Below are 21,371 nucleotides of genomic sequence, written 5' to 3'. Positions count from 1 at the left end.
TGAGACCTGTTAGCGTTTTTTTCGAAAAGTACGGATTTGTTATCAAATTCAATCCGACATTAGTGTTTTCATCGTTTCGAAATTAGCGTTTTCGCATAAGATCAAGGTTCTGTTAGCGTTTTTCTTGTCCCAGTAAAGGATTTCGTCAATGCAAGTCGGTTTCAAGACCCTCGCGACCCGTTACGACATCGCACTGGCACAGCCTCTGCGCGTCGAATCCATGATCGGCACTGTACGTGTCAATCGCGAAACTGACGGCAATGTGGAGAACCGATACCCGACAAGCTATCGGCCCGCAGACGATTTCGCAGGACATTTCGAATTCGGCCTCAAGTACGAGGAGATCCACCTCGAGTTCTTCGCCCGCCTGTTTGCAGCCATAGGCCCGCTGCCTGTCGAAGAGTGGTGTCGACGGGAGCCTTTCGGTCAATACGCCCGCCGCACGGGGTTCCTCTACGAATGGCTGACAGGCGAACGCCTGGATGTGCCTGACGTGACCAATGGCGGCTATGTTGATGTACTTTCGCCCCAAGATTATCTGACTCGTCGCGAAGCTCTGCGAACTCGTCGTTGGCGCATCAACAACAACCTGCCGGGGACGGCTGAGTTCTGCCCCTTGGTTCGTCGTACGGTGCCAGTGCAGGAAGCTCTGCAATTCAATCTGCGCGAAGCATTGGGTGAATTGGATCAGGCCTTTGGTGCCGACATCCTGATGCGTACGGCCAGTTGGCTGACGTTCAAGGAATCGCGCGCGAGTTTTCTCATCGAAAAGGAAGCCGGCCAGGCGGATCGCATCCAGCGGTTTGCCCATGTCATTGCCCAGCACTGCGGTCATATCAAAGACCCGTTGAGCAACGACAGCCTGCATTCCCTGCAAGCTGGCATTCTTGGACATGACGCCATCGGACTGGGCTTGCGGCGCTCTCCCGTATTTGTGGGGCAAGCCACGATGCGCGAGGACATCGTGCATTACATTGCCCCCCATTTCGCAGACCTCGCTCAGCTCTTGGCAGGCCTCAACGAGTTTGAGGTCGCAACCCGTGGTGCTGAGTCAGTGGCACGTGCCGCAGTGTTGGCATTTGGCTTCGTGTACATCCATCCCATGCGCGACGGAAATGGCCGGATTCACCGCTTCCTGATCAACGACACCCTGGTTCGGGACAAGGCTGTGCCCGACGGCGTGATATTGCCGGTCTCTGCCACAATCACAAGCTCGATCGACTTCAGGGCCGGCTACGATCGTACGCTCGAAGTATTCTCGCGACCGTTCATGCGACGTTACGCGACGGCCCATCGGTTCGGCGAACTCGTGACCTACGAGGACGGTACTCGCAGCAACTTCATCTTCGATGAATATGAGGACGCCCGCTTTGCCTGGCGCTATCCCGATCTGACCGAACACGTCCTGTACACCGCACGCGTTATCGAGCACACGATTAAAAAGGAAATGGCGGATGAAGCCAGAGTACTGGTGATCTTTCAGCGAGCACAGGAACAGTTGAAAGAGGTATTGGAAATGCCAGACCAGGACGCGAATCGCATCATTCGCTCTATCAAGGAGAATGGCTGGACGGTGTCGGGCAAGCTGAAGAAAGGGTATCCGCAACTTGAAGATGAGCGCGTGGCAGAGCGCGTTGTGGAGGCTGTGCGTTCTGCGTTTGAGGATTGAGAGATGGGAGGTGGATTAAGCAAAAAAAGGCACTTTTAGCCGTTTTTTGTACCCGGAATTTGGTCGAATCATGACCGATCCAGCTCTACGTGGATAAATAAGTCCGTCACCTTTTCCCGGGGATGTAGAGACAGAAAAAACCGGCCCAAGTGGCCGGTTTTTTTGCGCGGGATTTGGTGATGCGCCTGCCAACGCTAATGTTAAGGCCCCGTTTTTAAAGGCCAAACAGAGATCAACGTTAGAAAAAGCAACGTCCTACACGACACTGGGAAATGTCCGTAGACTTGCGCATTGCTGTGCCTTTGTCATGAGACCTATAGTCCGACCGCGTCCAAATGGCGTATCGGGTTTGGCGACTCGATGACAAAGCATAGGAACCTCCGAGCAATCTCGGAGCGTTTCTGAACGCACTTGGCTACCTGTTTATGGTGGCTGTGCGTGGGAGACCTTTGGGTCTACCGGTTTGCCTTGTCCCGGTTCGCCAACCTGCGTACAGCTACCACCTTTTGTTTGGCGACACTGAGTGGTAGTTCACTTCAATTCAAGGAATCACTCATGAATGAATATATGGCTTTAACCAGTAACGCCGACGACCTCCCCTCCCTCTACGTCAACACCACCCAACCCCTGCACTCCCTGCTCAGCACCGCCAGTTACAGAATTCGAGCCGTCACTCAGCTCCTTGAAAACCTCGCAATGCGTGGCGACCTGACCTCCGACACCGTGGTCCTCAGCGACTTCGCATTGCTCTGCTGCGTGCCATTGCGCGATGGATGCGATGTGCTTGATGTAATCGCTCGACGCATGGATGCAGAACCATCCTGACAGTCCACCCGGCGCCTTTCGGGGGCGCCCTTTGGGGGTCATAACCTCACCCGCTGTGTTCACGGAGGACCATGAACATGTTTTACCCGATTGCGATTTTCATGGGCGACGATGAACATGCGTGGGGTGTGGAAGTCCCGGATGTGCCAGGTTGTTTTAGCGCCGGTGAAGATCTGGAAGATGCAATAGCCATGGTTCAACAAGCCATTGAGGGGTATTTCGAGATGCTCGCCGAGAACGGTGCACCCTTCCCCTCAGCCAGCAGCGTTACCCTGCACACATCTAATCCAAAGTACGCTGGCTGTACGTGGGCACTCGTGGAAATCGACGTGATCGAGTAACTGATTGTAGCCCCTGATATGACTCAAAACAGTGGGTTGGTGTTCAGCGCTGAATGTGACCCTGCCACCTGGACGCTCATATCTTTTGCGTATAGATCACCGCAAGCGAGTAAAGAAGCCGTAGAGCTGCGTTGAGCCCAGCAACAGTTCCCTTATTCTCCCGGCTCATCCTTCGCCTGGAGATCAACATGCACAATTCAGAGTTGGGAATCATGATCATTTCATTGATCGGGTTGTTCGGCTTTGCCTCCTTTGCCTTTGAGTACTTGAGTGCCCGGCGCTCAAAAAAGAACAAGCCACAGTGATTTTTCAAAATCGAAAAAAGGGGCAGATGACGCTCATCAACTGTCCCTGTTTTGCTTCAGCGGGTCGCGACGATAAACAGTCGCGGGAATGGCAATAGCACCGAACCATCGGCCAAGGCCGGATACGCCCGTTCGATAGCAGTCTGATATTGCTTCAGATACTGCGCCCGTTCCGCCTCGTCCAACGGATCGAGAAATGGTCGCAAGCCACTGCCCTTGAACCACTCCACCACGCCAGACGCACCGCCCGCGAGCGGATGATGGTAAGTGGTGCGCCACACATCGACGCGGGTGCAACAGGCTTTCAAAATCGAATAGTAGCCACTGGCATCGGCCATTTCGGTCCTCTGCCCGGCGGCACCTGCCAGCTTGCCGACCCATGGGCCATCAGCGGCGACTTCACGCATCAAGCGGTGCGAGTGTTCATTCAGGTTGTCAGGCATCTGGACGGCCAGGCTGCCACCCGGCGCCAGTTTGCTCACCAGCGACGGTAGCAACGTGGCGTGATCAGGCACCCACTGCAATACCGCGTTGGCGAAAATCACATCGAACGGGCCACTGTCATTCCAGGTGTCGATGTCGGCGATGTCGAACTGCACCTGCGGCAAGCGCTTGCGCGCGGCGTCGATCATGTCGCTGGAACTGTCCAGCCCACGCACCGTGGCATCGGCAAAGCGCTCCACCAGCAACTCGGTGGAGTTGCCGGGCCCGCAACCGATATCGATGGCCAAGCGCACGTCCCCGGCGGGGACAGCCGCCAGCAGGTCACGGGCGGGACGGGTGCGCTCATCTTCAAAAGCGACGTACTGTTTGGCGGACCAACTCATTGCGTTCTCCTGTCGGTACGTTGTCGTGATCTGGGCAGACCACCAGTTCGCTACGATACATCGGCCAATAGGCTCTGCTCTATTCCACCTTTGTTGCGAAAACTTCTGTGGGAGCGAGCTTGCTCGCGATGGCGATTGCACAGTCAACATCGTCGTCGACTGACATGGCGCTATCGCGAGCAAGCTCGCTCCCACAGTTTTTCACCTTAACTGATCGGCCTAGGCTCTATTAACCAGTTTTTTTCGTCGCTAGACAGCAATCTTAATCGTAGTACCCGACAGTCTTCTTCAAATGATCCGAGTACTCGTAAATGTCATCAACGGAGTTGATTGCATGCCGGGTTTCATTCTTCTCTTCGTCAAATATGCCGATGTATTTCTGTGATCGGTTGAAGTGCAGTCGGCAGATCGGCTTGCGGTTGTTGTCGTCGAGCAGGATGCCGAAGTAACTCTGTGTGTCACGCTGAACAATCCGCTTGGCATCAACAACCGACCGAACCACGGCCCGGACGATGTGATAGCCCTCCAGTTCTTCCAATGTCGTCAGAACTTTGTCCTCTGACTCATCTCGAACATCGGATTGTTCAGTGTCACCAGTAGCGACTGGTAAAGAGGCCTGCGCAGGCTGGAGGGCGCCACTCATTGCCGACTTGAGCCTGTCATTGATTTGGTCGTTGAGAAACTGCACCACAGCCTTTCTCGTGAGCTCATGGAACTGTTCGCGGACCTTCTGAGTAATCACTCCGTCGTAAACCCGAGAAGCAAACACTTTCACGAAGTCGTCGTCAGGCTTGCTTACCTGAGAAGCAATCACCTTCTTGATTTGGCTGACGTACTTCAGCTCACCTGCGGCGCTGATGATCGACTCCACATCGAATGCAGATTTGGTGAGTTTCACCAACTCTGGGACGGAATACTCGTCGATATCCAGCAGGTCGAGTTCAAGGAATGGCTTCTCGTCCATTTTGTTTGGCGCGTCCAGGTCAGTGAAAAACTTATAGACCTGGCCATTGGTGAGAATGGAGATTCGAGCGCTGGTGACATGAAAATAGCGGAACAGCTGGGAGGCATGATTGATATGCAGCGGCTCACCAATTTTTTTGCACTCGATGAGAATCTGAACCTCACCAGCCTTCATGATTGCGTAATCAATTTTCTCCCCTTTCTTCGTTCCAATATCGCAAACGAATTCAGGTGTCACTTCCGTCGGATCGAAAACATCGTAGCCCAGTACCGTACTGATAAAGGGCATGACAAAAGCATTCTTGGTCGCTTCTTCCGTTTGAATGGCAGCGCTCTGCAAACGAACTTTGGCAGCGAGACTTGCTAATTTTTCGAAGAATTCCATGAGTAGCCTCTTTTCCGGTTTCGATCCGTGTGAACACATGCTGGCAAATTGACTGCCATTGATACTAGACACAAACCGATACAAAGGAAGATTCCCACCCAAAATTAAGATCTTGCCTACCTCCATGCTTCATTGGTTTGCAACCCCAGCCGAATTTTCATTCTCCCGCCACTGTCTGAAAAATCAGGCGCCCCCTCAAAAGGAACACGGTCATGAAATTCGCAAAAATCGCGCAGAAACTAGCCCTTTGGGCCGGTAGCCCCAAGACGTTCATGAGCGCGTTGATCCTGATTTTCCTGTGGGGTTTGAGCGGGCCGATTTTTCATTTCAACGATACGTGGCAACTGGTCATCAATACCTCGACCACCATCATTACGTTCCTGATGGTGTTCCTGATCCAGAACACGCAGAACCGCGACACCGACATCCTGCATTTGAAAGTCGACGAATTGCTGCGGGTGACCAAGGAGGCGCAACAGGCCATGCTCGGGCTTGAGGCGTTGGACCTCAAGCAACTGGAGGCGCTGCGCAGGCACTACCGCGCCATGGGCGAGAACCAGGTGTTCGACCTCGACGGCCTGAACCCAACGCATAATCCCAAGCCGCATCTGGACCAGTGCTGAACAGAAAAACGGCGCGTGACTGAAGCCCCGCGCCGTTTGTGTTCAAACCTTCAGGTCAACGGCTGGCTTGCAACGCCTTGGCCATTTCCAGGTGATTTTGCAATTTAGGCAGGGTTTCTTCGGCGAACGCCTTGATTTGCGGCACGTCGGTGGTCTGCGCCTCTTGTTGCAGCTGTTCGATGGCTTCCTGCGTGGTCTTCACCTGACTGGCGGTATAGGCCTCGTCGTAGGTCGCCCCATCCAGGACTTGTGGCATCAGGGTTTTGGCCTTTTCGACAATCTCTTCCCGGGGGGCGACCGGTATATCCAGTTGTTTGGCGATTTTCGCCAGGTGCTGGTTCGCCTTGGTGCGGTCGTTGATGACGATAATGGTGTAGTCCTTGACCTCTTTGGACTCGGCTTTCTGGTGCGCCAGGCGACTTGCTTCAATATCGGCAATACCTTTTGCCGAGGCCTCGTCGATGAACTCGGCAGTCGACTGGGCAAAGACGCCGCTGGCAAACAGGCCCAGTAACGTGGCAAGACTGGTATTACATAATCGGGTGGCCATCCGGTTCATGGTCGCGCCCTCCTCTTCAAATTCAAACGGGAGCTTTCGCCCCCGCTTCTCAATCAAAACCACCATCATCCATTACTTGGATTTCTGTCCGGGCTTGCGGCCCATGTCGGGTTTCGCAGGCTCTTTGTCGACAGTCGTCGTGGTGGTTTTCCCACCCTTGCGACCGGCTTCAGAGGCCTTCGTTCGATCATTGGCGAAGTTCCCCGAGTTCGAGTTTCTTGAATTTGGCATGATTCTCTTCCTCTTGGTGGTAGTCGCGGCGAGCTGTAGCCCGCATAGAATCTGAATTTGCGCGCCCCAAAAGGTTTAGAAAATTACGTGGATGCCACGACGAACGGTGCGCGGTTTTTCAGACCAGTCGCAGGTGATGCTCGCGTTTGGCGCAGTACATCGCCTCGTCGGCATGCCGGAACAATTGCTTCTCTTCGGTGCCGTGATCGGGGTATCGGGCGACGCCGATGCTGGGCTGGATATTCAGGCTGTGCCCGTCCAGGCGCAGGGGCTGAGCCAGGACCTGGCGGACTTTCTCGACCACAAGGTCGGTATCGTCCGCCGCGTGAATGCTGTGCAGCAACACCACGAATTCATCGCCGCCGATGCGGGCCACGGTGTCGATTTCCCGCACGCAGCCCTTGAGCCTGTTGGCCACCGCTTGCAACAGCATGTCGCCGACCGCGTGCCCATGGGTGTCGTTGACTTGCTTGAAGCGGTCAAGGTCGACGTACAGCAGCGCCATGCGCCCGCCGCCCTCCCGGGCCACTTGCAGTGACGCCTTGAGCCGTTCGCGCAGCAACTCGCGGTTGGGTAACTGGGTCAGTTGGTCGTACTGGGCCATGTGTTGCAGGCGGGCGTGCAATTGCTTGCGCTCGATGGCGGTGGCGACCTGGGCGCAGACGTATTGCAGCAGCTCCTTGTCTTGCTCGGTGTAGCGCTCGCCGCCCGGAATGCTTTTGACGATCAGCGCGCCGATGGTGCCGTTTTGCGAACTCAGCGGCACACCCAGCCAACAGGGTGCGTTCTGTTCGGTCTGCAGCATTTCGAAGCCGGCAAGAGGTGGGCACTGGCCCGGAGTCAACAGGATCGGCTGCCCCGTGCAGATCACCTCGACACACAGGCGCCCGGTCATGGTTCCGGGCTGTTCGGGCTGTGGCTCGTGGTCATCGACGTGATAGGGAAAGTTCAGCTGTGCGCAGTGCTGGTCGTACAGCGCCACGGAAAAACTCAATGCCGGCAGCCATTCGCCGATGATCATGTGGATGCGCTTGAACAACGCCAGCAGATCCTCTGCCGCATGGGCCGCTTCGGAAATCGCGTACAACGCTGCCTGCCGGGACTCGGCCTGCTTACGCTCGGTAATGTCACGAGCAACGGCGATGCGCAGTTGATCGTCCTCGGACCAACGTGCCGACCAGAGGATGTGCACCACACTGCCATCCTTGCGCAGGTAGCGGTTTTCGAAGTTGAGCTTGGGCTCACCGCCCATGATTTCCCGGGCGGCGTCGAGGGTGCGCTGGCGATCGCCCGGGTGCACCATGTCGATCATCGCCTCGCCGATCATCTCATCGGCGCTGTAGCCAAAAATGCGTTCGCATGCCGCGCTGACAAAGACGAAGCGGCCCTGCTTGTCCACCGCACAGACGGCGTCCAGCAACAGATCGATATAACTCGCCAGCGGCGCGGAATTCCGGTTTTCCATGGTTCAGCGTGGGTGCCCCGATAATGCAGCGCTCTTCAATCATCCCTGCCCCGTCAGCCTTGCATCCCTGTGATTACATTCAAGCCTTTTCCGGCATCAGCCCCGGCAACGCATGGACCAGCGCATTGATGGCGAAACCGATGAACATTACCCCGCACAACCGGGTGATTGCCAGTTCATGACGCTGGTACAAGGTGCGCACTCGCCGTGCACCGACGATGCCGATGAGAATAGCGTAGGCGAGCAACCCGCCGACGAAACTCAGGGCGATCAGTATCGGCAGCATTGACCAGTTGAGCAGTTCCGCGCGACTCGACAGCAATGCCGTGAACGTCGCCACCGCCACCGGATAGGCCTTGGGATTGGTCAGGCCAAACAGGATGCCGTGCCAGAACGGCTGCCGCGCCGGGCCCTGCGGCGCATCACCGCTGCTACGCCGGGCGCGCACCGCACGCCAGCCGAGCCAGAACAGGTACAGGCCGCTGAGCACACCGAGCACGTCAAACGCCGTACTGCCGATCTCCCGCGCACCGACAATCGCGATCAGCGCCGTGCTGCACCAGACCACATCACCGAGCAAATGCCCGCACAGAAACCCCGCCCCGGCCCGTCGCCCATGGGCCGCGCCAATACCGAATACCGCCAGCACACCCGGTCCCGGGGTGATGCCGTAGATAAAACCCGAGGCAAGCACGGCCATTAGCAACGATGGGGTCATGGGGAGTCCTTTTGAACGGCTTGGTGAATGGTGGCCAGTCTATATCAGGTCATTGCCTGTCGACTGAAACATCTCGACAGACGAACGGGCTGGCCCCGCTTCACTGATGACGGTGTAGTATGTTGTATTACAAACCACTACATCGAGACCACCATGTCAGTTATGTCCCTGCGCATACCAGACGAAATCGCCGATACTCTCGCGAGTCTTTCCAAAGCAACGGGCCGCAGCAAATCATTTCTGGCCGTGGATGCGCTGCGTGAGTACCTGGCCCGTGAAGCGTGGCAAATCGAGGAAATTCAGAAAGCCTTGAAAGAAGCCGATGACGGTGACTTCGCGACACAAGAAGACGTGAACGCAATTGCAGACAAGTGGACGGCGAATGCGCGTTGAGTGGTTGCGTACGGCGTTAAAGAATCTGGATGACGAAGCCGCGTACATTGCCATCGAGAATCCAAAAGCTGCAGCAGATTTTGTCCAGGCAATTCTCGCCAGTGTCGATCACCTTGCCCGATTTCCAGCGACGGGCCGTGAAGGACGCCTACCCGGTACCCGGGAATGGGTCATTCCTGATCGCCCCTATTTGATTCCCTACCGGGTTCGCCAAGGTCGGCTTCAGGTACTACGGATTTTTCATACGCGTCGCCTGCCACCTTCCAATTGGTAAAGGCCATTTGGAAAAGCCTCTAGCGTTCGATCCCCTCCCCAATCCTGCGATTCAACCAGTTCAACGCCTGATCCCCACCCCGCCGTTTATGCCACGCCAACACAAAGGTGAACGACGGAATGTGAAACGGCGGTGGCACGACAACCAATGAAGACTGATCGATATCGCGCAAGCCGCGCGACGCGACGGTGAGGATCAGGTCGGTGCCGCTGATGAGCTCCGGGGCCACGCTCCAGTGTGGCAGGCTGACAGCCACACGACGACGTTCGCGCAATGCAGTCAATGCACGTTCGATTTCCGGGGTGCCGCTGCCGCGCATTTCCAGCAGGACGTGAGGCCGAGCCAGGTAAGTGGGCAGGTCGAGGCCACCATCGGCGGGCAGGCTGTTGCGGTCCACCAGGCAGGCATAGTGCTCTTCGAACAGGGGCGTGCTGCGCAACTCATGGGGCATTTCCGGGAATACACCGGCGGCGACATCAATGTCACCGTTGAGCACCCCTTCGAGCATGCTTTCGCGGCTTCCATGGCTGATTTGCAGGTCGATGCCCGGCGCTTCGCGGCGCAACGTTCGGATCAGTCCCGGCAAGACAATGGCGGCGCCGTAGTCGGACATCGCCAGACGGAAGGTGCGCTGGGTGGTCGCGGGATCGAAGGCGTTCGGCGCCAGCAGCGCTTGCACCTGGGCCAGGGCTGCGGCCAGCGGTACCACGAGTTCCAGCGCTCGCGGAGTCGGCACAAGACCGGCACCGGCGCGCACCAGCAGCGGATCGCCGAGCAGGTCACGCAAGCGCGCCAGCGCATGGCTGACCGCTGGCTGGCTCAAGTGCAGACGCTCGGCCGCCCGGGTCACGTGTTGCTCGCTGAGCAAGGCGTCGAGGATCACCAGCAAGTTGAGGTCGATACGGCGAAGATTATTCATCTGCTGCATGTTCTGGATAACAAAACGGAATTTAAATCTGCGCGACGAATACCCTAGAGTCCAGCAAAACCTGTTGGAGATCGATCATGAGTACGTTGCATTGGGCCGGTCTGATTGGACTGGCGATGATCGCCGGGGCGGTGGTGCCGTTTCAGAGCGCGATCAACGTCAATCTCGGGCGCGGGTTGGGCCATCCGCTGTGGGCGACACTCGCCTCGTTGCTGGTGAGCGTCGTGGTGCTGTTGCCGATCATCGTTGCGATGCGCTTGCCGTTGCCATCACTGGCATTCATCAGCAAGGCGCCGCTCTGGATGTGGGCCGGTGGTGCTTTTGGGGTGATATTCATTTCCCTGGCATTGGTGCTGCTGCCCAAGCTGGGTGCCGCGGGGTTCATGGCATTGGCGCTGGCGGGGCAAGTGGTGGGGTCGTTGTTGCTGGATCACTTCGGCTGGTTCGGGTTGGTGGAGCGGCAGATCAACCTGCCCAAGCTGGTGGGAGTGATGTTGTTGATGGCCGGGGTGGTGTTGATCCAGTTTTTTGATGCGCCGGCCAAAGGGTTGGTGACGGCGGGTTGATGGGATAACCGACGATGCGAGGGTGTTCTCCTGGCCGCCTTCGCGAGCAAGCCCGCTCCCACAGGGAGGTACGCGGTTCCTGTGGGAGCGGGCTTGCTCGCGAAAGCGGTCTATGGCATCAGGCCTTGTCGAGTGTGCGCAACTTCTGCGGCAACCCCCACAACAACAGCGCCACGGCGATCAGCGCACACACACCAATGACATACAGCGCCGGCGTGGTGCTGCCGGTCAGGTCCTTGATTCGGCCGACCATCACCGGGCTGACGATGCCGCCGAACTGGCCCAGGGTGTTGATCACCGCAATCCCGCCGGCCGCGCCCGCGCCGGCACCGGCCAGCAGTTTCGGCGGCAGGGTCCAGAAGCTCGGGATGGAGGCGATGATCCCGGCACCGAGCAGGCCCAACGCGACAATCAGGAAGGTCGTGTGACTGGCGAAGATCCCCGCACAGAAGAACCCGACCGCACCGACCGCCACCAGACCGGCGACAAACTTGCGCCGCTCGCCAGTAGCATCGGACAGCCGTCCGATCACCACCATGCTGATGGCGCCGCAGATGTACGGGATGGCCGTCAGCAAGCCGATCATCACCGGACTCTCGGTACCTGCGCTGCGGATCAGTTGCGGCGCCCAGAAATTCAAGCCGTAGGACGCCACCTGAATCAGGAAATAGATCAGCCCCAAAGTCAGGAAGCCCGGAATCCGCAGCGCGGCGAGCAGCGAACCACCGCTCTTGTGCGGCTCATGCTGAGCGATACGGCTGGCCAGCAAAGTCTTCTCCGAAGGCGTCAGCCAATGGGCGTCTTCGATGCGGTCCTTGAGCAGGGTCAGCACCAGCAAACCGAGGCCGATACACGGCACGCCACCGAGCAGGAACAGCCAGTGCCAGCCACGCATTTGCAGCACACCGTCAAGGTGTTGCAGCACAAGGCCGGAGAACGGCGCACCCACCAGGCCGGCGAACGCCGACGCCAGGAACAGCATCGAGGTGATGCGCCCGCGATAGTGCTGCGGGAACCACAGGGTCAGGTAATACAGCACGCCCGGAGCGAAACCCGCCTCCATCGCGCCGATCACGAAGCGCAGCACGTAGAACTGCCATTCGCTGTTGACGAACACCATGGCCGCCGTGGCCAGGCCCCAGGACATCATGATCCGGGCGATCCAGCGCCGGGCGCCGACCTTGTACAGCATCATGTTGCTGGGCACTTCGAAAATCACATAACCGACCACGAACAACCCGGCACCCAGGCCGTAAGCGGTATCGCTCAGGCTCAGGTCGGCCTGCAGCTGAAACTTGGCGAAGCTGATGTTGATTCGGTCGAAAAAGGCGAACAGGTAGCAGACCATGATCAGCGGCATCAGGCGCCAGGCGACTTTGCTGACCAGGGCTTTTTCTTCGTCGTGGCTAACGGCCGGGCTCGCGCCGGCCTCCAGTGCATTAAGGCTCATTGCGTTTCTCCAGGCGGACTTCCCGTGGGTGTCCGATTGTTTTTGTTGTCTGGTTGAGGTGTTTTTTTTGTGGGAGCGGGCTTGCTCGCGAAAGCGGTCTGACATTCAGCAAAGATGTCGACTGACACTCCGTCTTCGCGAGCAAGCCCGCTCCCACAGGGTTTCGTGTTTGGTCAGGAGGGTATCGGGTGCAAATCACAATTGCGCCCGGCCTTGGCCAGTTGACCGGGCACTTCATGGCCGAGCAGCGCCGGCAGTCCCCGGGACAGTTTCAACAGCAGCGGCAGATCGATGCCGGTATGAATGCCGACTTCATCGCACAGGTTCACCAGATCCTCGGTGCAGATGTTTCCCGATGCCCCCGGTGCGAACGGGCAGCCGCCGAGGCCACCGAGGGCTGCGTCGAAGCGCCGGGCACCAGCCTCGTAAGCGGCCAGCACATTGCACAGGCCAAGACCGCGAGTGTTGTGAAAATGCAGGGTCAGGTCTGATGGGGAGACCCTTTGCAGCACCCGGCGCACCAGCCGGTCGACCTGACGCGGGTTGGCCATGCCCGTGGTATCGGCCAGGGTGATGCCCTGGATGCCGAGTTCCTGATAGGCGTCGACGATTTGCAGTACCCGGTCCTCATCGATCTTGCCTTCAAACGGGCAGCCGAAGGTGGTGGCGATGCTGGCGTTGAGTCGCACCGGGCTGTCGCCGACGAACTGCACAATCTCGCCGAACGCCGCCAATGAATCCTCACAACGCATGCGCATGTTCGCCAGGTTGTGGGTCTGGCTCGCGGACATCACCAGGTTCAGCTCATCGACACTGCACGCCAATGCCCGTTGCGCGCCTTTGAGGTTGGGGATCAGCGCGACATAGATCACCCCCGGTTGCCGGCTAATGCCCTTGAACACCAGTTCACCATCGCGCAGCGCAGGAATGGCCTTGGGCGACACGAACGAACCGGCTTCGATGCGGCTGAACCCGGCCAGCGACAGTTGATCGATCAGAGCGATCTTGTCGTGGGTTTCAACCCAGGTCGGCTCGATTTGCAAACCGTCGCGCGGGGACACTTCCTGCACGATCAGGTGGTCGGAATAATCGCTGATCATTGCACCACTCCTTCGACTTTCAGGCGTTCGATGTCTGTTGCAGTCAGGCCCAACTGCGCGAGGATGCCGTCGGTGTGCTGGCCCAGCCCGGGGCCGGACCAGTTCACGCCGCCGGGCGTCTCGGAGAGTTTTGGCACGATGCCTGGCATCTTCACCGTGGCGCCACCGGGCAACTCGGCATTGAGCAGCATGTCCCGCGCCTGATAGTGCGGATCGGCGACGATGTCGGCCACCGAGTAGATGCGTCCGGCCGGGACTTCGGCGGCCTCCAGCGCGGCCAGCACCTCATCGATGGGCAAACTGCTGGTCCAGTGGGTGATGGCGGCGTCGAGCAGGTTGCTCTTGGCTGCACGCCCGTCGTTGTGGGCGAACTCCGGCGCTTCGGCCAGATCGGCGCGGCCGATGGTTTGCATCAGGCGCTTGTAGATCGGATCGCTGTTGCCGGCGATCACCACGTAGGCGCCGTCGGCCGTCAGGTAGGTGTTGGACGGCGCGATGCCCGGCAAGGCACCACCGCTGCGTTCGCGCACATGACCAAGCATGTCGTATTCCGGCACCAGGCTTTCCATGACGTTAAACACGCTTTCGGCCAGGGACACATCAACGATTTGCCCGCCGCCCTGCCCGGTCTTGACCCTTAGCAGCGACATCAGCGCACCGATCACCGCATGCAGCGAAGCCAGGGAATCGCCAAGGCTCACGCCGACCCGCGCCGGCGGCGAACCGGGTGTGCCGGTGGTGTAGCGGATCCCGCCCATGGCTTCGCCTATGGCACCGAAACCCGGACGATCGCGATACGGGCCGGTCTGGCCGTATCCGGAAATCCGCACCAGCGTCAGATTGGGGTTGAGCGCATGCAACACGTCCCAACCGAGGCCGAGTTTTTCCAGGGCGCCGGGGCGCAGGTTCTCGATCAGCACATCGGCGCTGGTCGCCAGTTGCTTGACCAGTTCGATGCCTTCAGGGGATTTGAGGTTCAGCGCCAGGGACTTCTTGTTGCGTGATTGCAGGTACCACCACAACGAGGTGCCTTCGTGCAGCTTGCGCCATTTGCGCAGGGGATCGCCCTGGCCCATGGCTTCGATCTTGATCACCTCGGCGCCGAACTCGGCCAGCATGCGCGCCGCAAACGGCGCGGCGATCAGCGTGCCGATCTCGATCACTTTGATCGCACTCAAAGGGGCAGTCATCGCGGGGTACCTCTTGTTCTTGGAATATGTGCCAAGGCTAGAGGACAGGTCGCTCGGGAATCCAACCTTCAGTTGGCAATGGGCGTTCGCGAAATGCGAACGCTCTGGAAAATTATCGTGGCCTCAGGTCCGCCTTCGCGAGCAAGCCCGCTCCCACAGGGGAACGCATTCCAATGTGGGAGCGGGCTTGCTCGCGAAGAGGCCGGCCTAGTCAGCGAAGAGTTATCAGGCTGGCCCGCGCAGATGCTCAAACAACATCCGGCTCACCGGCGACAACAAAGCTTCATCGCGCACCACCAGAATCAACGCCCGGTCCGACCATTCGTCCGTCAGCGGCACCGCGTGCAAACCCAGTGCCCGGCCAAACAATTCATAAGCCTTGTGCGGCAAAATGCCGATGCCCATATTGGCCTGGATCATCCGACACATCGCATCAAACCCCGGCACATGAATACGAACCCGCAGTACCTTGCCGGCCTGGCGCGCCGCCGTGTGGGTACGCATGTTGATCGAACTGGCGGCATGCAACCCAACGTAATCACTGTCCAGCGTATCGGCGAACGCCACGCTGGACCGACTCGCCAATGGATGGTGCGACGGCATCAACACCACCAGTTTGTCCTGGCGATACAGCACGCTGTGCAGGCCCTTGATGTCACTGTCGATGGAACAGATCCCGAGGTCGGCCACGCCGTCGAGCACACCCTGAATCACCCCGGCGCTGGGGCGTTCTTCGAGGTCGGTCTTGACCTGTGGGTGACGCTCGGAAAAATCCCGCAGGTCCTCGGGCAAAAACTGAATGATCGCCGACAGGTTGGCGAGCATCCGCACGTAGCCGCGCACACCGTGGCTGTGCTCGCCCAGTTCAAGTCCCATTTTCTCGACGTTGAACAACATCTGCCGGGCATGGTGCAGCAGGGTTTCACCGGCTGGCGTCAGGGACATGCCCTTGGCCTGGCGCACGAACAGGCTGATGCCCAACGCCTCCTCCAGCTCCATCAAACGCTTGCTCGCCGCCGAGACGGCAATCGCTTCGCGCGCCGCTGCACGGGTCAGCGTGCCCTCTTCGTGCACGGCGACGAACAGTTGCAGAGTGATCAGGTCGAGACGGCGGATCAGGCTTTTTTGCAGCATCGGGTACTCGGCGAAGTCGGCTCAGGCGAAGTCGCAGCATAGCGTTCTTCGCCCACGTCGTGCCGTGGTCCAGGCACCGGTCGTGATAAAGTCGCCGCCCACAGACCTTTTGCCGTGAGACGAAGACCGCAATGACCGATTTCCAGGATGTCGATGCTCAACTTGAAGACTGGAACGCCTTGCGCAGCACCACTTCGTTCAGTGGCTTGCTGGTGGGCAACGGTGCCAGTCGCGCGGTGTGGGACGATTTCGGCTACGAGTCGCTGTTCGAAAACGCCCGCACCGTTGAAGAAAAACCCCTGAGCCTGTCCGAGTTGAGCGTGTTCGATGCGATGCAGACCCGCAGTTTCGAGCAGGTACTGAGCGCCTTGAAAACCACCAGCCGGGTCAACAAGGCCCTGGCTGTCAGCTCCGCCGCCCCGCGCAATCGCTACTACGCGATCAAGGAAGCGCTGATCAACACTGTGCACGCAGTGCATATCCCGTGGCGGCTGGTAGTGCCTTCGACGCTGGCGACGATCAATCAGGAGCTGGCCAGCTACCGCACGGTGTTCACCACCAATTACGACCTGCTCAACTACTGGGCAGTGCAACACCAACCTGAGGCGATCAGCGATCTGTTCCAGGGCGCCGAGCCCGGTTTCGACCTGAGCGACACGGCCACCGATAAAACCCGTTTGCTGTACCTGCACGGCGGTCTGCATCTGGTGCGCAACCAGGACGGTACGGCGCGCAAGCTGATGTCGACAGAGGGCACGTTGCTGGGCAATTTCGCCATCAACAACACGATCAAGACCCTCGACGACGTGCCGCTGTTCGTCAATGAAGGCTCGAGTGCGGACAAGCTCAAGACCATTCGCAGTTCGGATTACCTGTCGTTCTGCTACGAGCAATTACTCGGTCACGGCCAGGCGCTGTGCATCTTCGGCCATGCGCTGGGGGAGCAGGACAGCCACATCATCAATGCCTTGCGCCTGGCGAAACCGCAGGTGGTGGCGATCTCGATTTACCCGCGCAGCAAGGCGTTCATCCAGCACCAGAAGCGGCATTACGCGAAGGTGTTTGAGGGGACGGGTGTGGAGTTGAGGTTTTTTGATTCGAAGAGCCACGCGTTGGGTGGCACGAAGTTATCGGTTCCAGTCGAAGTTTAGTACTGGCCGACCTGGCGCTTTCGCGAGCAAGCCCGCTCCCACAGGTGACAGGGTTTCTACAGGAGAAATGCAGTCAAATGTGGGAGCGGGCTTGCTCGCGAAGCTTTTGCAGTCAACTCATTCTTCAGTGCTGTGCACCACCACCAGCAACTGCGCCTGCACCTCGCCCACCGAACGAATCCGGTGCGGCTTTTGCGCATTGAAGTGCAACGCATCGCCACGATCGAGCAGCACGCGCTCGTTCATGAAGTCCACCTCCACCCGCCCTTCGTGGACGAATAAAAACTCCTCGCCCAAATGCTCCTTGAAGGTCTTGTCGGTGAACTCGGCCGGCGGGTAGATGATGAACGGCAGCAGGCTGCGTTCGCTGACCTGATGGGCCAGCACCGCGTAACCCGAATTGTTGTCACTGACGCCCAAGGGTTGTCGTTCGTGGCTGCGCACCAGGCTGTAGCTGTCGAGGCTGACGTTGTCTTCAGAGAACAGTTCCTCGACCTTCACATTCAGCGCCCTGGCCAGTTTCAGGGCCGCAGCAATCGACGGCGTGTTCAACCCACGCTCGACTTTCGACAGGTAACTCTTGGTCATGCCGGATTGTTCGGCCAGGGTTTCCAACGTCACGCCAAGTTTTTTTCTGAGTAATTTCAAACGGATAGACATGTAGAGCGATTTATCCATCAAGGAGGCAACGATTTGTCCTTGCCAATGACACAATGTGTCATATAGCCTCTTTAGTGTCATTTGCACTCACCGACGACTTTGCGAGGAACCGGTGAACGGCAAACCCGACGTCCATTGAATCACCCAAAGGACACCGATATGGCCAAGACATTAGCACTGCCCAAAGAGCAACTGGTCAAGCACGCGCTGAACCAAATGCAAAATACCCTGGCGGATAATACGTGGACCGCCCGGCAAAAGCTGGCCCTGACCTGCCGCATCCTGTTCGAGCATGGTCACGATTCCGGCCTTGCCGGACAAATCACCGCCCGTGGTCCGCAACCCGGCACTTACTACACTCAACAACTGGGCCTGGGTTTCGACGAAATCACTGCGAGCAACCTGCTGCTGGTCAACGAGGACCTGGAGGTGCTCGAAGGCCACGGCATGCCCAACCCGGCCAATCGTTTTCACAGTTGGGTGTACCGCGCCCGAGCGGATGTGAACTGCATCATTCACACCCATCCGACCCACGTTGCAGCCTTGTCGATGCTGGAAGTGCCGTTGCAGATTTCCCACATGGACCTCTGCCCGCTCTATGACGACTGCGCGTTTCTCGAAGGCTGGCCGGGCGTGCCGGTGGGCAACGAGGAAGGCGAGCTGATTGCCGGGGCACTGGGCGACAAACGGGCGATCCTGCTTTCGCACCATGGCCAATTGTCCACCGGCGATACCATCGAGGAAGCCTGTGTCATCGCGCAACTGATCGAACGCGCCGCAAAACTGCAACTGCTGGCGATGAGCGCCGGGACCATCAAGCCGATCATTCCCGAACTGGGCCGTGAAGCCCACGACTGGATTGCCCGGCCCAAGCGGCATGCCGCCGCTTTCAACTACTACGCCCGGCAGATCCTGCGCCAACACGCCGATTGCCTGAACTGAACCCATCGATCGAACGGAGAGACACCATGTCCACCGCAAACATTCACGGCATCATCGGCTACACCATCACCCCTTTCACCCCCCACGGCGAGGGCGTTGACCTGGATGCCCTCGGGCGCTCCATCGACCGACTGATCGAGGGTGGCGTACACGCCATCGCACCGCTGGGCAGCACCGGTGAAGGTGCCTACTTGAGCGATGCAGAGTGGGATCAGGTCAGCGAGTTCAGCATCAGGCACGTGGCCAGGCGCGTGCCGACCGTCGTCAGCGTGTCCGACCTGACCACCGCTAAAGCGGTGCGTCGCGCGCGTTTCGCCGAAGCTCAAGGCGCCGATGTGGTGATGGTGCTGCCCACGTCCTACTGGAAACTCAGCGAAGCGGAAATCCTCGCCCATTACCGCGCCATCGGCGACAGCATCGGCGTGCCGATCATGCTCTACAACAACCCGGCCACCAGCGGCACCGACATGTCGGTGGACCTGATCCTGCGCATCGTCAACGCCGTGGAAAACGTGACCATGGTCAAGGAGAGCACCGGCGACATCCAGCGCATGCATCAACTGCAACGTCTCGGCGAAGGCCAGGTGCCGTTCTACAACGGCTGCAATCCGTTGGCCCTGGAGGCCTTCGCCGCCGGCGCAAAAGGCTGGTGCACCGCTGCGCCGAACCTGATCCCGCAGCTCAACCTGAATTTGTACGAAGCAGTGCTGGCCAACGATTTGCGCAAGGCTCGCGAGCTGTTCTATCGCCAGTTGCCGCTGCTGGATTTCATCCTCAAGGGTGGCTTGCCGGCGACGATCAAGGCGGGTTTGCGGGCGACGGGCCTGGAAGTGGGGGATCCGCGGCTGCCGGTGTTCCCGTTGAGTGAGGCGAGTTGTGATCAGCTGGAAGATCTGTTGAAGGCCCTGCGCTGATCTCCAGCTGTACATAAAACCAAAATGTGGGAGCGGGCTTGCTCGCGAAGACGGTGGAACATTCAATAGACAAGTTGAATGTGACGGCCTCTTCGCGAGCAAGCCCGCTCCCACAGGGGATGAGTGTTGATCTCAAAGCACCGGCAACGTCTTGTCCTTGACCACCTTGGACGAACCGTTGGCCTTCACGCTGGCGATGCCTTTCTCCATGGCGGCATCGGAGGAATAGGCCTCGCTGCTGCCGATGATCTCGTGGTTGCCCGCCTTAAGGTTGAAATACGGGTGGCCATCCTTGGTGATTTTCTTCTCGTAACGCTCATCCAGCGGGCTGTTGGCCTGGACCGAGGCAATGCCTTTGTCGGCGGCGGCGTGGGTGGTGTACAGCTCGCTGGTCAGAATGGTCTCGGCGTTGGCCGCCTTGAGGACAAACCTGAACTGACCATTGCTGCTTTTGCTCACTTCATACCATCCGGACATGCTCTTTCTCCTTGGCGATTGAAAGGTTGCGCGCTTCACAGTAAAGACCAGCCTCGGGTTTCTGTCGCCTGCTCTGGCCCCTTCGCGAGCAAGCCCGCTCCCACAGTAGATTTGTGTAAACCAAACCATTGTGGGAGCGGGCTTGCTCGCGAAGCGGTCGACGCAATGTCGGCTATTTCACCGCAGCCCGCACCACCGACAACTCCGGCACCTGAGTCCGACGCTGACTCAGATACCGCGTACAACTCACCCGCAGGAACGAAGCGAAATTGACCACTTCGCCGCGGTAGTCCATCACCTCTTCATACAGCTTGGCGATCAACTGATTGGTGGTCATGCCGTCGACCTCGGCGATTTCGCTGAGGATGTCCCAGAACTGATTCTCCAGCCGCAAGGTGGTGACCACCCCGCAGATGCGCAGCGAGCGGGAGCGCGATTCGTAGAGTATCGGGTCGGCTTTGACGTACAGCTCGCACATGGGCATGCCCCTCTTTACAGCGTGATTTTAGTACCCAGCAACCCCAGGAAACCGGCCAGCCAGTTCGGATGCGCAGGCCAGGCCGGAGCCGTGGCCAGATTGCCCTGGACATGGCCGTCCGTCACCGGAATATCGATATACGTACCGCCCGCCAGTCGCACTTCCGGAGCGCAGGCCGGATAAGCGCTGCATTCGCGACCTTCGAGAACACCCGCTGCCGCCAGCAACTGCGCGCCATGGCACACGGCAGCGATCGGCTTGCCAGCCTTGTCGAACGCACGCACCAGTTCCAGGACTTTTTCGTTCAGGCGCAGGTACTCCGGCGCACGGCCGCCCGGAATCAGCACCGCGTCATAATCGGCGGCGTTGACCTTGGCGAAATCGAAGTTCAGAGCAAACAGGTGACCGGGTTTTTCACTGTAGGTCTGGTCGCCTTCAAAGTCATGGATCGCCGTGCGCACGGTCTGGCCGGCAGCCTTGTCCGGGCAAACGGCGTGCACCGTGTGGCCGACCATCAGCAACGCCTGGAACGGCACCATCACTTCATAGTCTTCGACGTAATCACCGACCAGCATCAGAATTTTTTTCGCAGCCATGGGGAGGACTCCTCTGGAAGTGGGTGTGCAGGAGTATTCAAGGTAGTCCTTATCCGTGGGGGTGGGTAATAACCTGCTACTACGGCGTTATCGTTCTTCGCGAGCAAGTCGGATCGCCGCACCGCCGCTCCCACATTGGAATGCGTTTCCCCTGTGGGAGCGGGCTTGCTCGCGAAGAGGCCCGCAAACTGTACGGATAAGTCTGTG

Annotated in this window: 24 protein-coding genes and 1 pseudogene; 10 read left to right on the top strand and 15 right to left on the bottom strand. The window is 58.7% G+C overall.

Features of this window, described 5'->3' with window-relative positions; all coding sequences use genetic code 11:
* Positions 1-148 precede the first annotated feature (148 nt).
* From PspS34_RS06430 to PspS34_RS06420, 3 genes and pseudogenes are all read left to right on the top strand, one after another.
* The gene (locus tag PspS34_RS06430) at positions 149-1,669 is read left to right on the top strand and encodes a Fic family protein (RefSeq protein ID WP_154861756.1); all 1,521 of its coding nucleotides are present in this window, start codon (positions 149-151) and stop codon (positions 1,667-1,669) included.
* A gap of 555 nt (positions 1,670-2,224) precedes the next feature.
* Positions 2,225-2,494, top strand: coding sequence for a hypothetical protein (locus PspS34_RS06425; RefSeq protein ID WP_057716042.1), 270 nt, complete (start codon positions 2,225-2,227; stop codon positions 2,492-2,494).
* Between the two features lie 77 nt (positions 2,495-2,571).
* Positions 2,572-2,826: pseudogene (locus tag PspS34_RS06420) on the top strand (type II toxin-antitoxin system HicB family antitoxin); the annotation flags it as partial.
* 370 nt (positions 2,827-3,196) lie between these two features.
* Here PspS34_RS06420 and tam read toward each other — a convergent pair.
* Together tam and PspS34_RS06410 are read right to left on the bottom strand one after the other, a co-directional pair.
* Positions 3,197-3,967, bottom strand: coding sequence for a trans-aconitate 2-methyltransferase (gene tam, locus PspS34_RS06415; RefSeq protein ID WP_057716043.1), 771 nt, complete (start codon positions 3,965-3,967; stop codon positions 3,197-3,199).
* Between the two features lie 262 nt (positions 3,968-4,229).
* The gene (locus tag PspS34_RS06410; RefSeq protein ID WP_102672066.1) at positions 4,230-5,315 is read right to left on the bottom strand and encodes a type I restriction endonuclease; all 1,086 of its coding nucleotides are present in this window, start codon (positions 5,313-5,315) and stop codon (positions 4,230-4,232) included.
* A 212-nt stretch (positions 5,316-5,527) separates the two neighbouring features.
* On the opposite strand from PspS34_RS06410, the gene PspS34_RS06405 reads away from it, so the two are divergent.
* Positions 5,528-5,938, top strand: a complete 411-nt coding sequence (locus PspS34_RS06405) for a low affinity iron permease family protein (RefSeq protein ID WP_090453624.1) — start codon at positions 5,528-5,530, stop codon at positions 5,936-5,938.
* Positions 5,939-5,993: 55 nt separating this feature from the next.
* Here PspS34_RS06405 and PspS34_RS06400 read toward each other — a convergent pair whose 3' ends face one another.
* The 4 genes from PspS34_RS06400 to PspS34_RS06385 form a co-directional block, all read right to left on the bottom strand.
* On the bottom strand, positions 5,994-6,497 hold the full coding sequence (locus tag PspS34_RS06400) for a DUF4142 domain-containing protein (RefSeq protein ID WP_154861758.1): 504 nt from the start codon (positions 6,495-6,497) through the stop codon (positions 5,994-5,996).
* A gap of 72 nt (positions 6,498-6,569) precedes the next feature.
* Positions 6,570-6,728 (bottom strand): KGG domain-containing protein, encoded by a 159-nt coding sequence (locus tag PspS34_RS06395; RefSeq protein ID WP_007976786.1) that lies wholly within the window; start codon positions 6,726-6,728, stop codon positions 6,570-6,572.
* A 118-nt stretch (positions 6,729-6,846) separates the two neighbouring features.
* Positions 6,847-8,193, bottom strand: a complete 1,347-nt coding sequence (locus PspS34_RS06390) for a GGDEF domain-containing protein (RefSeq protein WP_154861760.1) — start codon at positions 8,191-8,193, stop codon at positions 6,847-6,849.
* A gap of 79 nt (positions 8,194-8,272) precedes the next feature.
* Positions 8,273-8,911 carry a LysE family translocator gene (locus PspS34_RS06385; RefSeq protein ID WP_150814266.1) on the bottom strand — a complete coding sequence of 213 codons (639 nt, stop codon included), beginning with the start codon at positions 8,909-8,911 and terminating at the stop codon, positions 8,273-8,275.
* Positions 8,912-9,064: 153 nt separating this feature from the next.
* On the opposite strand from PspS34_RS06385, the gene PspS34_RS06380 reads away from it, so the two are divergent.
* Together PspS34_RS06380 and PspS34_RS06375 are read left to right on the top strand one after the other, a co-directional pair.
* On the top strand, positions 9,065-9,304 hold the full coding sequence (locus tag PspS34_RS06380) for a ribbon-helix-helix protein, CopG family (RefSeq protein WP_154861762.1): 240 nt from the start codon (positions 9,065-9,067) through the stop codon (positions 9,302-9,304).
* Positions 9,294-9,578 (top strand): type II toxin-antitoxin system RelE/ParE family toxin, encoded by a 285-nt coding sequence (locus tag PspS34_RS06375; RefSeq protein ID WP_154861764.1) that lies wholly within the window; start codon positions 9,294-9,296, stop codon positions 9,576-9,578. Before PspS34_RS06380 ends, PspS34_RS06375 begins: the two co-directional genes overlap by 11 nt.
* 19 nt (positions 9,579-9,597) lie before the next feature.
* On the opposite strand, the gene PspS34_RS06370 is transcribed toward PspS34_RS06375, so the two are convergent.
* The gene (locus PspS34_RS06370; RefSeq protein WP_154861766.1) at positions 9,598-10,506 is read right to left on the bottom strand and encodes a LysR family transcriptional regulator; all 909 of its coding nucleotides are present in this window, start codon (positions 10,504-10,506) and stop codon (positions 9,598-9,600) included.
* 77 nt (positions 10,507-10,583) lie between these two features.
* Here PspS34_RS06370 and PspS34_RS06365 point away from each other — a divergent pair, with 77 nt between their 5' ends.
* Entirely contained in the window at positions 10,584-11,072 is a 489-nt protein-coding gene (locus PspS34_RS06365) for a DMT family transporter (protein WP_150814264.1), read from the top strand.
* Positions 11,073-11,190: 118 nt separating this feature from the next.
* Here the strand turns inward: PspS34_RS06365 and PspS34_RS06360 are convergent, their stop codons facing one another.
* The 4 genes from PspS34_RS06360 to PspS34_RS06345 all read right to left on the bottom strand — a co-directional run bounded on the left by PspS34_RS06360 (position 11,191) and on the right by PspS34_RS06345 (position 15,946).
* Positions 11,191-12,522 (bottom strand): MFS transporter, encoded by a 1,332-nt coding sequence (locus PspS34_RS06360; protein ID WP_154861768.1) that lies wholly within the window; start codon positions 12,520-12,522, stop codon positions 11,191-11,193.
* A 173-nt stretch (positions 12,523-12,695) separates the two neighbouring features.
* On the bottom strand, positions 12,696-13,622 hold the full coding sequence (locus PspS34_RS06355) for a hydroxymethylglutaryl-CoA lyase (RefSeq protein WP_154861772.1): 927 nt from the start codon (positions 13,620-13,622) through the stop codon (positions 12,696-12,698).
* Positions 13,619-14,812 (bottom strand): CaiB/BaiF CoA-transferase family protein, encoded by a 1,194-nt coding sequence (locus PspS34_RS06350; RefSeq protein WP_154861774.1) that lies wholly within the window; start codon positions 14,810-14,812, stop codon positions 13,619-13,621. The genes PspS34_RS06355 and PspS34_RS06350 overlap by 4 nt, the downstream gene beginning before the upstream one ends.
* 225 nt (positions 14,813-15,037) lie before the next feature.
* Entirely contained in the window at positions 15,038-15,946 is a 909-nt protein-coding gene (locus tag PspS34_RS06345; protein WP_154861776.1) for a LysR family transcriptional regulator, read from the bottom strand.
* A 131-nt stretch (positions 15,947-16,077) separates the two neighbouring features.
* On the opposite strand from PspS34_RS06345, the gene PspS34_RS06340 reads away from it, so the two are divergent.
* Positions 16,078-17,097: a DUF4917 family protein gene (locus PspS34_RS06340; protein ID WP_154861777.1), complete on the top strand. Its 1,020-nt coding sequence runs from the start codon at positions 16,078-16,080 to the stop codon at positions 17,095-17,097.
* Between the two features lie 117 nt (positions 17,098-17,214).
* Here the strand turns inward: PspS34_RS06340 and PspS34_RS06335 are convergent, their stop codons facing one another.
* A complete protein-coding gene (locus PspS34_RS06335; protein WP_057716658.1) occupies positions 17,215-17,757 on the bottom strand; it encodes an XRE family transcriptional regulator in 543 nt (180 codons plus the stop codon).
* A gap of 159 nt (positions 17,758-17,916) precedes the next feature.
* Here PspS34_RS06335 and PspS34_RS06330 point away from each other — a divergent pair, with 159 nt between their 5' ends.
* A complete protein-coding gene (locus tag PspS34_RS06330) occupies positions 17,917-18,699 on the top strand; it encodes an aldolase (protein WP_154861779.1) in 783 nt (260 codons plus the stop codon).
* A gap of 26 nt (positions 18,700-18,725) precedes the next feature.
* On the top strand, positions 18,726-19,613 hold the full coding sequence (locus PspS34_RS06325; protein WP_154861781.1) for a dihydrodipicolinate synthase family protein: 888 nt from the start codon (positions 18,726-18,728) through the stop codon (positions 19,611-19,613).
* A gap of 132 nt (positions 19,614-19,745) precedes the next feature.
* On the opposite strand, the gene PspS34_RS06320 is transcribed toward PspS34_RS06325, so the two are convergent.
* The 3 genes from PspS34_RS06320 to PspS34_RS06310 form a co-directional block, all read right to left on the bottom strand.
* A complete protein-coding gene (locus tag PspS34_RS06320; protein ID WP_150814255.1) occupies positions 19,746-20,090 on the bottom strand; it encodes a YegP family protein in 345 nt (114 codons plus the stop codon).
* Positions 20,091-20,262: 172 nt separating this feature from the next.
* The gene (locus tag PspS34_RS06315; RefSeq protein ID WP_150814253.1) at positions 20,263-20,568 is read right to left on the bottom strand and encodes a ribbon-helix-helix domain-containing protein; all 306 of its coding nucleotides are present in this window, start codon (positions 20,566-20,568) and stop codon (positions 20,263-20,265) included.
* Positions 20,569-20,582: 14 nt separating this feature from the next.
* On the bottom strand, positions 20,583-21,164 hold the full coding sequence (locus PspS34_RS06310) for a DJ-1/PfpI family protein (protein ID WP_008051822.1): 582 nt from the start codon (positions 21,162-21,164) through the stop codon (positions 20,583-20,585).
* Between the last annotated feature and the right edge of the window lie 207 nt (positions 21,165-21,371).

The organism is Pseudomonas sp. S34 (assembly GCF_009866745.1).
Classification (GTDB): domain Bacteria; phylum Pseudomonadota; class Gammaproteobacteria; order Pseudomonadales; family Pseudomonadaceae; genus Aquipseudomonas; species Aquipseudomonas jessenii.
Note: the sequence above shows the minus strand (reverse complement) of the source record. Positions and strands in the feature narration are given on the sequence as shown.

What these genes read in the sequence shown, in the direction of transcription:
- PspS34_RS06340 (WP_154861777.1), top strand. Translation starts at nt 16,078, where the DNA reads ATGACCGATTTCCAGGATGTCGATGCTCAACTTGAAGACTGGAACGCC.
- PspS34_RS06360 (WP_154861768.1), bottom strand. Translation starts at nt 12,522, where the DNA reads ATGAGCCTTAATGCACTGGAGGCCGGCGCGAGCCCGGCCGTTAGCCAC.
- PspS34_RS06310 (WP_008051822.1), bottom strand. Translation starts at nt 21,164, where the DNA reads ATGGCTGCGAAAAAAATTCTGATGCTGGTCGGTGATTACGTCGAAGAC.
- PspS34_RS06385 (WP_150814266.1), bottom strand. Translation starts at nt 8,911, where the DNA reads ATGACCCCATCGTTGCTAATGGCCGTGCTTGCCTCGGGTTTTATCTAC.
- PspS34_RS06335 (WP_057716658.1), bottom strand. Translation starts at nt 17,757, where the DNA reads ATGTCTATCCGTTTGAAATTACTCAGAAAAAAACTTGGCGTGACGTTG.
- PspS34_RS06355 (WP_154861772.1), bottom strand. Translation starts at nt 13,622, where the DNA reads ATGATCAGCGATTATTCCGACCACCTGATCGTGCAGGAAGTGTCCCCG.
- PspS34_RS06410 (WP_102672066.1), bottom strand. Translation starts at nt 5,315, where the DNA reads ATGGAATTCTTCGAAAAATTAGCAAGTCTCGCTGCCAAAGTTCGTTTG.
- PspS34_RS06395 (WP_007976786.1), bottom strand. Translation starts at nt 6,728, where the DNA reads ATGCCAAATTCAAGAAACTCGAACTCGGGGAACTTCGCCAATGATCGA.
- PspS34_RS06330 (WP_154861779.1), top strand. Translation starts at nt 17,917, where the DNA reads ATGGCCAAGACATTAGCACTGCCCAAAGAGCAACTGGTCAAGCACGCG.
- PspS34_RS06405 (WP_090453624.1), top strand. Translation starts at nt 5,528, where the DNA reads ATGAAATTCGCAAAAATCGCGCAGAAACTAGCCCTTTGGGCCGGTAGC.
- PspS34_RS06375 (WP_154861764.1), top strand. Translation starts at nt 9,294, where the DNA reads ATGCGCGTTGAGTGGTTGCGTACGGCGTTAAAGAATCTGGATGACGAA.
- PspS34_RS06365 (WP_150814264.1), top strand. Translation starts at nt 10,584, where the DNA reads ATGAGTACGTTGCATTGGGCCGGTCTGATTGGACTGGCGATGATCGCC.
- PspS34_RS06430 (WP_154861756.1), top strand. Translation starts at nt 149, where the DNA reads ATGCAAGTCGGTTTCAAGACCCTCGCGACCCGTTACGACATCGCACTG.
- PspS34_RS06345 (WP_154861776.1), bottom strand. Translation starts at nt 15,946, where the DNA reads ATGCTGCAAAAAAGCCTGATCCGCCGTCTCGACCTGATCACTCTGCAA.
- PspS34_RS06390 (WP_154861760.1), bottom strand. Translation starts at nt 8,193, where the DNA reads ATGGAAAACCGGAATTCCGCGCCGCTGGCGAGTTATATCGATCTGTTG.
- PspS34_RS06400 (WP_154861758.1), bottom strand. Translation starts at nt 6,497, where the DNA reads ATGAACCGGATGGCCACCCGATTATGTAATACCAGTCTTGCCACGTTA.
- PspS34_RS06350 (WP_154861774.1), bottom strand. Translation starts at nt 14,812, where the DNA reads ATGACTGCCCCTTTGAGTGCGATCAAAGTGATCGAGATCGGCACGCTG.
- PspS34_RS06425 (WP_057716042.1), top strand. Translation starts at nt 2,225, where the DNA reads ATGAATGAATATATGGCTTTAACCAGTAACGCCGACGACCTCCCCTCC.
- PspS34_RS06315 (WP_150814253.1), bottom strand. Translation starts at nt 20,568, where the DNA reads ATGTGCGAGCTGTACGTCAAAGCCGACCCGATACTCTACGAATCGCGC.
- PspS34_RS06370 (WP_154861766.1), bottom strand. Translation starts at nt 10,506, where the DNA reads ATGCAGCAGATGAATAATCTTCGCCGTATCGACCTCAACTTGCTGGTG.
- PspS34_RS06380 (WP_154861762.1), top strand. Translation starts at nt 9,065, where the DNA reads ATGTCAGTTATGTCCCTGCGCATACCAGACGAAATCGCCGATACTCTC.
- tam (WP_057716043.1), bottom strand. Translation starts at nt 3,967, where the DNA reads ATGAGTTGGTCCGCCAAACAGTACGTCGCTTTTGAAGATGAGCGCACC.
- PspS34_RS06325 (WP_154861781.1), top strand. Translation starts at nt 18,726, where the DNA reads ATGTCCACCGCAAACATTCACGGCATCATCGGCTACACCATCACCCCT.
- PspS34_RS06320 (WP_150814255.1), bottom strand. Translation starts at nt 20,090, where the DNA reads ATGTCCGGATGGTATGAAGTGAGCAAAAGCAGCAATGGTCAGTTCAGG.